Annotated in this window: 12 protein-coding genes; 7 read left to right on the top strand and 5 right to left on the bottom strand. The window is 48.6% G+C overall.

Going from position 1 to position 13,022, the window contains the following annotated elements; genetic code table 11:
• Positions 1-101: 101 nt before the first annotated feature.
• From fhuB to MKA69_RS13055, 3 genes are read right to left on the bottom strand one after another with little or no spacing between them, the layout of a single operon-like run.
• Positions 102-2,063, bottom strand: coding sequence for a Fe(3+)-hydroxamate ABC transporter permease FhuB (fhuB, locus tag MKA69_RS13065; protein ID WP_305848247.1), 1,962 nt, complete (start codon positions 2,061-2,063; stop codon positions 102-104).
• 32 nt (positions 2,064-2,095) lie between these two features.
• Positions 2,096-2,989 (bottom strand): iron-siderophore ABC transporter substrate-binding protein, encoded by an 894-nt coding sequence (locus MKA69_RS13060; protein WP_305848195.1) that lies wholly within the window; start codon positions 2,987-2,989, stop codon positions 2,096-2,098.
• Positions 2,990-3,012: 23 nt separating this feature from the next.
• Complete coding sequence (locus MKA69_RS13055) at positions 3,013-3,780, bottom strand: ABC transporter ATP-binding protein (protein WP_305848194.1); 768 nt, start codon at positions 3,778-3,780, stop codon at positions 3,013-3,015.
• A 145-nt stretch (positions 3,781-3,925) separates the two neighbouring features.
• Between MKA69_RS13055 and MKA69_RS13050 the strand changes: the two genes are divergently transcribed.
• Positions 3,926-5,134, top strand: a complete 1,209-nt coding sequence (locus MKA69_RS13050; RefSeq protein WP_305848193.1) for an MFS transporter — start codon at positions 3,926-3,928, stop codon at positions 5,132-5,134.
• Positions 5,135-5,143: 9 nt separating this feature from the next.
• Here the strand turns inward: MKA69_RS13050 and MKA69_RS13045 are convergent, their stop codons facing one another.
• Positions 5,144-5,869 (bottom strand): siderophore ferric iron reductase, encoded by a 726-nt coding sequence (locus MKA69_RS13045; protein ID WP_305848192.1) that lies wholly within the window; start codon positions 5,867-5,869, stop codon positions 5,144-5,146.
• 332 nt (positions 5,870-6,201) lie between these two features.
• Here MKA69_RS13045 and MKA69_RS13040 point away from each other — a divergent pair, with 332 nt between their 5' ends.
• Positions 6,202-7,497, top strand: coding sequence for an OpgC domain-containing protein (locus MKA69_RS13040; RefSeq protein ID WP_305848191.1), 1,296 nt, complete (start codon positions 6,202-6,204; stop codon positions 7,495-7,497).
• 19 nt (positions 7,498-7,516) lie between these two features.
• On the opposite strand, the gene MKA69_RS13035 is transcribed toward MKA69_RS13040, so the two are convergent.
• Positions 7,517-8,236 carry a UTRA domain-containing protein gene (locus MKA69_RS13035; RefSeq protein ID WP_134817992.1) on the bottom strand — a complete coding sequence of 240 codons (720 nt, stop codon included), beginning with the start codon at positions 8,234-8,236 and terminating at the stop codon, positions 7,517-7,519.
• A gap of 212 nt (positions 8,237-8,448) precedes the next feature.
• Here MKA69_RS13035 and MKA69_RS13030 point away from each other — a divergent pair, with 212 nt between their 5' ends.
• From MKA69_RS13030 to MKA69_RS13010, 5 genes are read left to right on the top strand one after another with little or no spacing between them, the layout of a single operon-like run.
• On the top strand, positions 8,449-9,513 hold the full coding sequence (locus MKA69_RS13030) for an ABC transporter substrate-binding protein (RefSeq protein WP_055027796.1): 1,065 nt from the start codon (positions 8,449-8,451) through the stop codon (positions 9,511-9,513).
• 9 nt (positions 9,514-9,522) lie between these two features.
• Entirely contained in the window at positions 9,523-10,329 is an 807-nt protein-coding gene (locus tag MKA69_RS13025) for an alkaline phosphatase family protein (RefSeq protein ID WP_305848190.1), read from the top strand.
• A gap of 32 nt (positions 10,330-10,361) precedes the next feature.
• Positions 10,362-11,237 (top strand): ABC transporter permease subunit, encoded by an 876-nt coding sequence (locus MKA69_RS13020; protein WP_305848246.1) that lies wholly within the window; start codon positions 10,362-10,364, stop codon positions 11,235-11,237.
• Positions 11,227-12,006, top strand: a complete 780-nt coding sequence (locus MKA69_RS13015) for an ABC transporter permease (protein ID WP_095476362.1) — start codon at positions 11,227-11,229, stop codon at positions 12,004-12,006. The genes MKA69_RS13020 and MKA69_RS13015 overlap by 11 nt, the downstream gene beginning before the upstream one ends.
• Positions 12,003-13,022, top strand: coding sequence for an ABC transporter ATP-binding protein (locus tag MKA69_RS13010; RefSeq protein ID WP_305848189.1), 1,020 nt, complete (start codon positions 12,003-12,005; stop codon positions 13,020-13,022). The genes MKA69_RS13015 and MKA69_RS13010 overlap by 4 nt, the downstream gene beginning before the upstream one ends.

Genomic DNA, 13,022 nt, shown 5'->3' with positions numbered 1-13,022 from the left:
TTGAATAATTAAATCAATTCGTTAGATGTATATTGAGAAAGCAGGGAATGAGGAAGAGCAGATAAGGCTAACGGCGTAGCCTTCTAGAAGATCGCATACGGTTAACGTCTCATCAGATACAGGAAGTAACCCCCACCAATGAGTGAAGCGAGCAGACCAGCCGGGAATTGCCAAGGGAACCAGAGATTACGTCCAACCCAATCCGCCAGCACCATCACGATTGCGCCGAGCAAAGCGGCGGTAAGCATTTGTGCACGCGGTTGGTATTGGTGTAGCGAACGTGCCATATGGGGTGCTAGTAAGCCGATAAAACTTAAAGGGCCAATCACTATGGTGCAGAGTGTGGTGAGTGCAGCAACAAGCAGCAGCAAGACCAAGCGAACTTGAGTGGCGTTCATGCCGAGGCTTTGGGCGGCCACTTCGCCCAATTCGATAATCGCAACCCATCGTTCGAGCAACAGTGCCACACTAGCGACTAGCCCAACGCCTATCGCCAGTAAATAGATATCGGCAGTGGCAACCAAATAGGTGGAGCCCGAAAGCCAAGTGAGTAGCGCCGTGGCGTTGTCATGTCCTGAGCTCATCACAACACGCAGCAGGGCATCCAGCCCCGCGCTCAAGGCTATCCCCGTCAATAAGGTTTGGCTTGGTGAAAAATTGTGTTTGCGCCCGATAAACCAAATCAAAGAAGTGACTGCCAGCGCGCCTAATGTCCCTAACAGCATCTGTTCATCACGCTCAATCGAGATACCGAATGTACTGCCGAGCACAATGGCCAGTGCAGCTCCGGAGCTAAGCCCGAGCACTTCTGGGCTTGCCATAGGATTATTGGACAGGCGTTGAATGAGGGTACCCGCTAATGCTAGCCCGATTCCCGCAAGGAGTGCGGTGAGCACACGGGGAGCGCGAAGCTCCAACAGCGTTGGATTAAGGGTTAGGTTCCAGCCCGTTTGCCCTTGCCCGAACACTAATGCGCACAGGGTTACTACGCTAAGTAGGCTCAGCATAATGAAGAAAACTCGCGCGGTACTGACTTTTCGATAATGCTCAACCGGCTCTTCACGAGCCCGAAGTTCGGAAAGCAGTTTAGTGCGTTGCAGTAGCCACAATAGGAAAGGCGCACCGAGTAAGGCCGTCATCGCACCAGTGGGCAGCAGTTCTCCCCCCACGCCAGAGAAAGGTTGAATGGTTAAATCGACAACCAACAGCATCAGTGCGCCAATCACGCCACTACTCAGCAATTGGGCGGTGAGTTGCCGGATGCCGAGCAATCGTGCGATGGCTGGAGCGACGATTCCAATAAAACCGATCAAGCCCACTTCACTGACCACTGCCGCGGTAATGAATATAGCCAACCCAAGACAGAGTAGTTTGATCTGCTTGATGTTGACACCTAAAGACGAAGCCACGCCATCCCCAAATTGCAGCGCGGACAGTGGGCGTTGCAGCATCAGTAATAGTAGTGTTGGGAGAGTGATTAAAGGCAGTAGAACTTGCGTGCTATTCCAACCATTTTGGTTGAGTGCTCCCGCTCCCCAAACAAAAATACTGGTGAGCTTTTGCTCGTGCAGCATCAGCAGCATGGTATTGAGTGAGCCCAAGAAGAGGCTAACTACCATGCCCGCTAAGATCATGTGCAGTGGAGCAAAACCACGGCTGGCACTGAGCAAAAACACCAACCCAGTTGCGAAGCAGCCACCTAAAAATGCAGGTATGAAGTTAGGTATCGCCAACCCTGTTGGAAGCAGCAGCAAACTCAGTACCATGCCGAGCTCAGCCCCTGTTGCCACCCCAAGTGTGGTTGGTGACGCTATCGGGTTACGCAGTACAAATTGCATGACACACCCAGCTACTGCGAGGGCAAAGCCACACAGCAGCGCAACACAAAGCCGCGGCAGATAAGTCAGGTAGGTGATCACATGCTGATAGTTGCTCTGGTCAAAGTGCCACACGGTATCCCAAATGAGACTAATACCTTGTGAATAAGGTGCTGTCGTCTGCAGCAAAACGGCAATCAGACAGAAAACCACAACCAAAAGCAGAGTGCTTGTAGGGAGTTTCATTTTGTTGGGGTGGGGAAGGTTCACAGTATTGATCATTGTGCGATTAACTGCTCTGTTATGTGGTCACTAAAACGCTGCGCAGCAATAAGGCCACCGAAAGTCCAGATGGGGGGAAGTTCATAAACCGCATTTTCGCGCGTAAACGCCATGACCTGCCATAGCGGAGACGTTTGTAGTACTTGGCGATCTTGTGGTTTGAGTGGGCCAAACAGCATCACATTACTTTGTTGATGCTCGGCGAGCTTTTCTAAGCCCGTGGTGGTAAATCCCCATACATTGCTTTGCTCATGCCAGCTATTGCGGAGTCCCATAGCGGTGATCGTTGCGTCCGCTAGTGAGCCTTGACCATGAATACGCAAGGTTTTGTCGTTAATAAAACGTACGAATAGAAGGCTTTTGATTGTTGGGGCTTGTGCGCGAATTTTCTCGCCATTGGTTGTCAGTTTGGCTTGGGTTTGCGTAATCACTTGTTCTGCTTGCTGCTCTTTACCGAACAATTGGCCTAAAGAACGAGTGATGGGCTCGGCTACCTTAAGCGGCTGTTTTTGTTCATTGTAGAGAGTTAAAACCACCACAGGCGCGATTTTATTGAGGGACTCATAAGCGGCCGCCATCTGCTGACTCATCAAAATGACATCGGGTTTGAGTTCACTCAGTAGTTCGATGTTGGGTTCACGTCTTGAACCGACATTAGTTACGGTGGGATTCAGTGCAGGCTCAACCACCCATTCTTGATAGCCTTTGGCATCCGCTACACCTTGTAGCTCCACACCTAAACTGAGCACGGTTTCGGCTAACGTCCAATCAAGCGCGACCACTTTCTTTGGTGGCGCTGAGAAAGATGCGCTGCCCATTTCATGTTGAATGTCTAAGGCGTATGCATGAACTGCCAACATGGAAACTAGCAGGGTGATAAACGTCTTCACAACAGAATCCTTTTCTACGTTGTTTAAGGGATATAACTAATGGCTTGCCCTGTGCGTGGGTGAGGAAAGAGCGCCAGTTCCATGCCATAGATCTGCATCAAAGTATCGTGATTCATTAACTGTTCTGGTGTGCCTTGTGCGATGACTCGGCCGGAATGAAGAGCGATAAGATGATCACTGAACTTGGCGGCCATGTTCACATCGTGGAGCACCATGATCACCGTGAGCGCTAAGCTTTGGTTCAGTTCGCGGATCAGGGCCAACAACTCATGTTGATGCGCTATATCAAGGGCTGAAGTAGGCTCATCAAGCAAGAGGGTTTTACTTTGCTGGGCGAGTAACATGGCAACCCAAGCCCGCTGCCTTTCTCCGCCTGAGAGGGTGGCAACAAAACGATCTGAAAATTCACTCAAGCCCACTTTGGTCATTGCTTCATCCACAATGGCGTAGTCTCGCGCATCGTAACGCCCTAAAGCCCCTTTCCACGGGTAGCGGCCAAAACAAACCAACTCGCGCACCGTAACCCCAGCCGTCAGTGGTGGGTGTTGGGGCAAATAAGCCACTTGGTGAGCAAACTCGATATTACTCAGGTCATGGACAGGCTGGTTACCATAGAAAACGTGGCCTGAAGTGGGCTTATTTTGTCTGCTGAGCAGTTTAATGAGGGTAGATTTACCACAGCCGTTATGACCGAGTAGAGTCGTGACCTTGCCAGACTCGAAGGTCAGATTAGTGGTTGAGAGAATAGGCTTCTCATCAATGCTAAATGTGGCGTCGACAAGTCGAAACATAATGTAATGGAAAGTTGATTTATTGGTTACAAGCAGGTTATGTTAACACGGTAAAATATAAATGATAATTGTTTTTATTGTCATTGTGCGTAACTGGAACATCAAAATGATGGCCTAATCTGACTTAGCAATAGCGACGATCACTATGTTTCTTTTGAAAAAACGGTCTTCCCAATTGGGGGTGATTGGTTTGGCAGCAGCGTTAATGGGGATTGGCCAAAACGGACTTTTGGTTTCACTGCCTTTTTTGGTTGAACAGTCGGCATTTGACCTTCCCACATGGTCTATTTTGATCGCACTCGGCAGTTTTTTGTTTTTGCCTTCTGCGCCATTTTGGGGGCGAGTTAGCGACCAACATGGCCCCAAGCATGTGGTAATTCAGGCTCTCGCAGGTATGGCGGTGAGCTTTTCCTTGTTGGCTCTGTTTGCTATGGCCAGTCGAGATTACCCATCAATGGTGGTGTTGTGCTTGATTGGGTTGGCCGTGGCTCGAATAATTTATGGCTGTACAGTGTCGGGAATGGTACCTGCTAGCCAGCACTGGGCGATCGTGTTGTGTGGTGAGCAACATCGGTTACAAGCCATCACGTCCGTCAGCATCGGGTTGAGTGTGGGGCGTTTGATTGGCCCCGTTATTTCGCTGTTAGCGCTGAAAGTGTCACCATTCGCGCCCTTATTCATGATGGTGCTGCTACCGATGGTCGCTCTGGTAGGTACCTGCTTCCTGCCCACACCACAGCTTTCCTCTCCAGAGAATCGTTCTCGCTCTTCGTTGCCTTGGTTGCCAAGTCGCCGTTTGTGGCGTTTTCTCGCCAGTGGATTACTGTTGTGTACGGCCATTTCATTACTGCAATACAGTTTTTCACCGCTGCTCAGCGCACTGACCGATTGGCCGACGAGCCGCATTAGTGATGCGATTGGGCTGCTTCTCACCATCAGCGCAGCTTGTACTTTTGTGACTCAAGTGATGGTGATTAAGAAAAAGAAATTGTCAGCAGAGCAGATGTATCGCTTTGGGGCTGGGCTGTTGGTCGTGGGTTTGGCTTTATTTTTAGTCACCCATGTCTGGGTGTTAGCCTTGGCGATGGTATTAACGGCATGCGGTGCGGCGTTGCTTGTTCCTGCTTATACCACTGCGGCAACGGGTCAATATTCGGATGCACCAGGAGCGGTTGCGGGTTACATTTCCATGTCACACACCATCGGCTATGGTTTAGCGTCTTTGTTGGCCTTTAGTGCAACGCTTTCGCCACATTATCCGATTTACTTGTGTGTATTCTTCGCGTTGATCATTGTATGGACAGCCTTTGCGCCTGCACCATCCAAGCCAGTCCACGCTGAAAGTAGCTCTTAACTCTTTCGTTTAATTTTTATTGTCGGGATGTCTTGGGCAGTCCCGACAGAGTTTGCGACCTTGGCACTTATACACCAAGCAACAACTGGTTCGAACGTGAGAGAGAGTCTGAGTCTCAGGGCTGTAACTTAAGGATTGCGCTAACTTGGTGGGTAAACCACAGGCTTCTAGCCATAAATGAGCTTTTGCCAATAGCTCCTGCTCAGAAAGATGAGGGTAAAACGCCTGAAATCGGGTTAAGCAACCCAACACACTGTCTGCAAAAAGATGATGGGTGAACCCCGGCCGGATGCGCGTCCAATCTTCCATTTCGAGACGAAAATATTCGAACAGCTCGACCAACTCTTTGCCAGCCTGAATAATCAGATCGCGCTCGGATCCTTCATGATATTTCAATGAGTTGAAATGAAAACCACTCACAAAGGTTGTTTGAACATTTTGCGCGATGGAAGATAACTGCGGTAAGCCACGGCAAGCATAAATCGCCACAAAAGCCACATAGATGGGCTGCCAGCACAGCAGTGTCCAAGTGCGCGTTAACCAGTAGGCAGCTCCCGCTTCTGGATGAGCTTCTTGCAGATTCCGATAGAGAGTTTGAATACGCTCAGAGCATGCGTGATCCCATTGGATCACAGGATCTGCTTGAGCGGAATCTGATGCCCATTGACCGTTGAGATAAGGCGTGATTTTGCGGCAGTGTTCAAAGAGTTCGGCGAAGAAAGAAGGTTCGGTCATGAGATCGGAATCAGGTAATGCATGAATGTGGGCAGCTTAAAGAAAGATGTCATTTGTTGCAATTAATTCTCATTAACTTGATGGTTGGCGGTAAAGTGTTGCATGAAAATGAACACAGGCTGTGCGACCTCTCGGTTTTTTTTATGCCCCCTATTTACAAAGACATCAGGTGGTGCAAGGATCCGCGTGCTCAGGGAGAGGGAAGTCCAAACTAGATATCACCGTCCTGCCGTATTACCCAATATATTCAACCGCTTATCCGCATTTTTAGTTGATTAAAAATCGTCATCTGTTGTCGATTTTTTTGCACTGAAAATGCAGGGAGACTACCCATGAAACGCATCCCCGCATTGGACAGTATTCGAGGACTCTTGTTGGTGTTAATCACCTTCAACCATCTCATCTGGTACAGCGGCGGTACAACCATTCTGCAAATCTTTACGCATGAGCCTATCGGTGTATTTGGTGCAGCAGAGGGTTTTATTTTTATGTCGGGATTACTGGCTGGTATGGTTTATAGCCGCCGCGAGTATTCTGACCGTCAGGCGACCAATAAAGTGTGGCATCGTGCTTTTACGATCTACAAATACCATATGGCCGCACTCTTTATCGCCATGCTCTGGTTTTTATTGGGCAGCCACTATTTTGCCGAGCAAGTGACCGTGTTTGGTGGCAGCTTTAGCAATCTGCCTAACATGCCATTCATGACCATGTTGATGAGTTTCTTGCTACTCAATAAACCCGCTTATTTGGAAATTTTACCGCTGTATATTATGTATATGCTGGTATTTCCTCTGGCTCTGTATGGGTTTCGTCGTGGCTATCTCAAATGGGTACTCGCGCTGAGTGTGGTGGTATGGGCAAGCAGTGGTTGGATTCAATCCTCAATGCTAACCCCCATGTTTAAGTCGCTTTCGGCGGAATACATTCCTGAGCTGGGTTACTTTGATCCGTTTGCTTGGCAACTGCTGTTTTTCTTTGGTGGCGCGCTAGGCTACAGCAAGCGTCAAGGTGATTTGGTTTGGTATCATCCTAAATTAACGTGGCTGTGTGCTGTCATCGCTTTGCTTATCTTTATGGCTTACCGCGATCTTTTAACACCACTTGGTATTACTAAGAAGATGGTGTACGCGGCTTCAAGTAAGCCAGAGCTTGGCTGGTTACGTGTACTGAGCTTGAGTGTGTGGATCTACTTAATTTCTGTTGTGATCCGCTTTTTCCCGACTGCATTAGTGTATGAGCCACTGAGTTATCTTGGTCGTCATTCATTACAAGTTTTTACTTGGCAAACCGTGTTGATTTTTATCACCGCACCTTGGCTTCTGACTACGCGTGAATCGATATGGCACACACCGATCATCCTGCTGCTCTGCACGACATTGTGGATTCCGGCTTGGTTACAAGTACAACGTAAAGATAAATTGATGAATTTTTCATCGGCGGTAGTGACGGCGTTATCTTTGTTGTTGGTGGCGAGCACGACGTTTGTGGCTTTTCCTGAGCCACCCAAAAGTGACATTGTGGCGATCAGTGATGAAGTGGTCGGCACACCTTTAGCCAGTGGCGAAGCTCCGAGTACGGAGCTGTTGAATGAACCCTCCACGGGTGATGAAACACCGTTAAACTAGCGGAAGACTCTCGGCGGCCTTAGTGATTGTCACTATCGATGCGGATCACCACCGCATCTGGCCGCCAATATTCAAACTCTGCATCCATTAAGTGCCCTTCTTGCTGATAATTGATTCGGCAAATTTTCAACACAGGCTGACCTGCTGCTAAATTCAGAGCTTTCGCCACATGGCTAGGCGCTGAAGTAGGGATCACTTCAAATATCGAACGGCAGGTTTGGTAGCCGTACTTTTCACGATACAGCGCGGTGAGCGACTGGCTTAAATCACATTGTAAGATGTGTGGAAACAGTGCCGCTTTCAGTAAGTTTTCGACAAACAGTACGGCACGCCCGTCAATGCAGCGTAAACGTTCAATAATATGAATGGGCGTGATGTGCTGGATGGTCAAGGCTTTGGCGTATTCACCACTGGCCATCTCACTGCGTGTGCTAATAACCCGAGTGGTTGCGTGGCGATGTTGCTCATGAATCATCTGGTGGAAATGGCAACGCGAGAGTGGGTTGTAGACAATACGATCAGGTGAAACAAACCAACCCCGCCGCTCTTCACGATAAATCAATCCTTCAGTTTCCAGTGCAATTAAGGCGTCCTTTAAAGTAATACGCGTGGTGCTGAAGAGTTCGCTGAGCTCGCGTTCGGAAGGCAGTTTTTGTCCTTGAGACAGTACGCCATCCGCAATTTGTTGGCGCAAACTGGAAGTAATTCGACTTAATTGGGTCGAGCCCGATTTTCTCATCTTCTGATCTAGTCCAATGGCATGATGTGTATTGAGCATAGTGGATGCAGATAACAGATTGATGACAAAGAGACAGGATGATAACGGTGGCAAAGTAACCAAAATGTCATCAAAAGCGAGCAAAAGTGTCAAATAACTGCTGATAAATCGTCACATTCGCGGCTTAAGGTAACGATTAGAACTTACTGACCTAGTCCAGAAGGATGGAGACAATGAAAACGTTACTGAGCCGTTCAATACTACTTTCTACAAGCCTGATGATGGGTATTTCAGCCAGTGTCATGGCAAAAGATGCCGATTTGAATTCTTTGATTGAAGCTGCGCAAAAAGAAGGTGCAGTTTACAGCGTCGGTATGCCAGACAGTTGGGCGAACTGGAAAGACACTTGGGTTGATCTGCAAGCCAAATATGGTGTGAAGCACCAAGATACCGATATGAGTTCGGCGCAAGAGATCGCTAAATTTGAAGCGGAGAAGAAAAACGCGACCGCTGACATTGGCGATGTGGGGTTTGCTTTTGCGCGCGTTGCGGTAGAGAAAGGGGTGACTCAAGCGTACAAGCCGTCAACATGGGATGAAATTCCAGCGTGGGCGAAAGATAAAGAAGGTCACTGGGCATTGGCGTACACAGGAACCATCGCTTTCATCACCAATACTCAGTTAGTGAAGCAAGTGCCGCAAACGTGGGATGATTTGCTCAAAGGGGATTACAAAGTCGCCGTCGGCGATGTCGGTGTGGCGGCTCAAGCCAATAATGCGGTGCTTGCTGCCGCTTTTGCCAAAGGTGGGAACGAGGCAAACTTACAACCCGCGCTCGATTTTTTTGCTGAATTAGCTAAGCAAAAGCGCCTTTCATTTACCGATCCGAGCATCGCAAATCTGGAAAAAGGTGAAGTTGAAGTCGCAATTCTGTGGGATTTCAATGCACTAAGCTATCGTGATCAAATTGACCGTGAACGCTTTGCCGTTTCAATTCCTCAAGACGGCTCAGTGATCTCCGGCTATACCACCATCATCAATAAATTTGCGAAAAACCCTAACGCAGCGAAATTAGCGCGTGAGTACATTTTTAGTGACCAAGGCCAAATTAACCTAGCGCAAGGCTACGCTCGCCCTATCCGCAACACGGTTGAATTGCCAGAAGCGGTACGAGCTAAATTGTTGGCGAATGACCAATACCGCAATGTGCACCCTGTGACAGATTTTACCGCATGGGAAAAATCGGCACGTAAACTGCCTCGTCAGTGGCAGGAATCGGTTCTGATCCATCAACAATAAGAGCTTGTTATGAGTCATAAAGTCATCCTCGTTGTTCTGGATGGACTCAACTATCAAGTAGCCCAACACTGTTTGGGCTACTTGCAAGCTTTGGTTGAGCAGCAAAGAGCAGCGCTTTATCTCGTCGAAAGTGAATTACCCTCGTTATCTCGTCCTTTATACGAGTGTTTATTAACGGGAGTTCGCCCAACCGATAGCGGTATCATCAGCAATCAAGTGGTTCGCCGCTCGCATCATGAGTCAATTTTCAGTCTCGCGAGAGCCCAAAATAAAGTGACGGCCGCCGCCGCTTATCATTGGGTCAGTGAGCTCTATAACCGTGCGCCCTACGACCCCATTCGTGATCGCTTTACGCAAGACACATCACTCAATATCCAACATGGTTGTTTTTATCATTGGGACCATTATCCAGACGAAGCGTTATTGCTTGATGGAGAGTGGTTACGTCGTCAGCATGATCCGGATTTTCTGTTACTACACCCGATGAATATTGATGATGCCGGGCATCAGTTCGGCTTAGATTCAGCACAGTACCGTAACAGCGCAAGAAAAATGGACTCGTTATTAGGTCGCTATATTGAGCAGTGGCTCAATGCAGGCTACCAACTGCTGATCACCAGTGACCACGGCATGAATCAAGATTGCTCACACGGTGGAACCTTGAATGAAGAACGTCAAGTCCCCCTTTATTTGTTAGGCAGCCAATTCAGCTTGCTACCCGCCACTGTCAAACAAACCGAGATCTGTGGCTTGGTTTGTGAGCTATTGGGATTGGCGCATAACAAACCTTGGCCTAAGGGAGTGTTACAGCCATGAAAGGATCGATGAGCATGACTAAGACCTCCCAAATGGTGGAAGCCAAACCGAACACGGCACTCAAGGTGATGCAGCATCGCTTACTGCCCGCTGTATGGTTATTACCGTTTGTGGCGCTGTTTTTTTTATTTCAGTTAGCGCCTATGTTGTGGGTGTTAGTGAACAGCTTTTTGGCGCAAGGTGAGTGGGGATTGGACAATTATGTCGAGGTGATGAATTCCGCGTTCATGCGTCAAGCCTTTACCAATAGTTTGTGGTTGTCACTTTGGTCGGCAGTGATTGGTTTAGGTTTGGCGGTGCTGTGGGTGGCGGCGTTGCGGCGCGTGAACAGTAAAATTCGCGATGGGGTCATTGCCTTTACCAATATGAGCAGCAACTTTGCCGGAGTGCCGTTGGCATTTGCCTTTATCATTATTTTAGGTACCAATGGCGCCGTCACGCTGATCCTCAAGCAGTATGGTCTGCTAGGGGAGTTTGATCTATATGGCAAGTGGGGACTGCTCGCGATTTATATCTATTTCCAGATCCCGTTAGCCATGTTGTTACTGTACCCAGCGTTTGATGCTTTGGATGATACATGGCAGGAAGCCGCGGCGTTATTGGGTGCTAGCCATCGGCAATATTGGCTGAACGTCGCGCTGCCGGTGTTATCCCCCGCGCTACTGGGTACCTTGATCATTTTAGTGGCCAATGCCATGGGTGCCTACGCCAGCGTGTATGCACTGACATCGGGTAATTACAACCTGATCACCATTCGTATTGCTAGCCTCGTTTCGGGCGATTTATTTCTAGAACCTAACCTCGCCGCCGCGATATCGACCTTGTTGATGGTCATTTTGGCGCTGTTTACGGTCATCAATCAGTGGTTGATCGGCCGCAGTGTAAGGAGAGGTCGCGATGCAGCCTAATGCTTTTCGTCATCGTATGGTGGTGTACGGTTTTGTCACACTGATGTTGGTGCCGATTGTTGCAACCTTTATTTATTCGATCTCAACCCGCTGGGGAGCAACGGTGCTACCCGATGGGTTAACGTTTGATTGGTATATCCGTTTGTTCTCTGATCTGCGTTTTCTCGAAGCTTTTGGGCGCTCTTTATTGGTGAGTTTTGGCGCTTTAGCACTCAGTGTGGCGGTGGTGTTACCCGCGATGTTTGTGGTGTTTTACTATTTCCCCCAATTAGATCGGCTGATGAATCTGCTGATTTTGTTACCCTTTGCGGTGCCGCCTGTCGTGTCATCGGTGGGTCTGTTGCAACTCTACGCCGATAGCCCGATTGCAGGCAGCGCGTGGATTTTGATCGGGACGTATTTCACCATTGCATTGCCGTTTATGTATCGTGCGATTGCCAATAATTTTGCGGCGATTCACTTACAGGATTTGATGGATGCCGCCCATCTGCTCGGTGCCACGACTCGGCAAGCCTTCTTTTTCATCATCGTACCGAATTTGAAGAAAGGGCTCCTTTCTGCGCTATTTTTGTCGTTTTCATTCCTGCTTGGCGAGTTCGTGTTTGCCAATATTTTGGTCGGTACACGCTATGAAACCTTGCAGATTTACCTCTACAACATGCGTCAAACCAGTGGTCATTTCACTTCCGCATTAGTGATGACCTATTTTCTGTTTATTTTTCTACTGACTTGGCTTGCTGCACGCTTGAGCCGAGGAGGACAAGCATGAGTTATGTGAGTGCACACCATCTGACGAAGCAGTTTGCGACGAATACGGTGGTGAATGATGTTTCTTTTCAAATTGAAAAGGGGGAACTGATCACCCTACTTGGCCCCAGTGGCTGTGGAAAGTCCACTTTATTACGCAGCCTAGCGGGGCTTAATCCTCTCGATAAAGGTGAAATCTGGGTGGATGGCGAGAACATGACAGATCAGCCCCCTCAACAGCGTGGAATTGGCATGGTCTTTCAGTCTTACGCTCTGTTTCCCAATATGACGGTAGCGCAGAATATTGGGTTTGGTCTGAAGATGAAAAAAATGCCAACAGCTCAAATAACCAAACAAGTGAAGCAAGTGATTGCGTTGGTTGAGCTACAAGGTAAAGAGCACCAGTACCCGCATCAGTTATCTGGCGGGCAAAAACAGCGGGTTGCTCTAGCGCGGGCTTTAGTCACTCAGCCACGTATTTTGCTACTTGATGAGCCGCTTTCAGCGTTGGATGCCAAAATCCGCAAAAGCCTGCGTCAACAAATCCGACAAATTCAGCAAGAGCTACAGCTGACCACGTTGTTTGTCACCCATGATCAAGAAGAAGCGATGATGATGTCTGACCGAATCTTTCTCATGCACCAAGGAAAAATCGTGCAAACCGGATCGCCGGAGCAGATTTACACTCAACCTGCGAACGAATTTGTCGCCAGTTTTATGGGTCACTATAACGTGGTGGACGCTCAACAAGCGAAAGCACTCCTCAATCTTGATACATCGCTTAAAGTGGCGATTCGCCCTGAGTCGATTTACGTGCGTGAGGCGGGGCGTCATTATGGAGAGCATATTTCTGCACCACAGCCCGCCGTAGTGCTCAACCATCAGTTGTTAGGTAACGTTATTCGTTATCAAGTGCAAGTCGCTGAATGTGAACTGACGGTCGATTTACTTAATCGCTCCTCACAGCGTTTGCTGGCGAAAGGTAGCCAATTAGAATTAATGTTTAATTTAAACGAAGTACAACCGGTGAGTGCCTGA

The organism is Vibrio sp. AH4 (assembly GCF_030710545.1).
GTDB lineage: Bacteria > Pseudomonadota > Gammaproteobacteria > Enterobacterales > Vibrionaceae > Vibrio > Vibrio metoecus.
The sequence above is the reverse complement of the archived record's forward strand: the minus strand, read 5'-3'. Positions and strand labels throughout refer to the sequence as shown.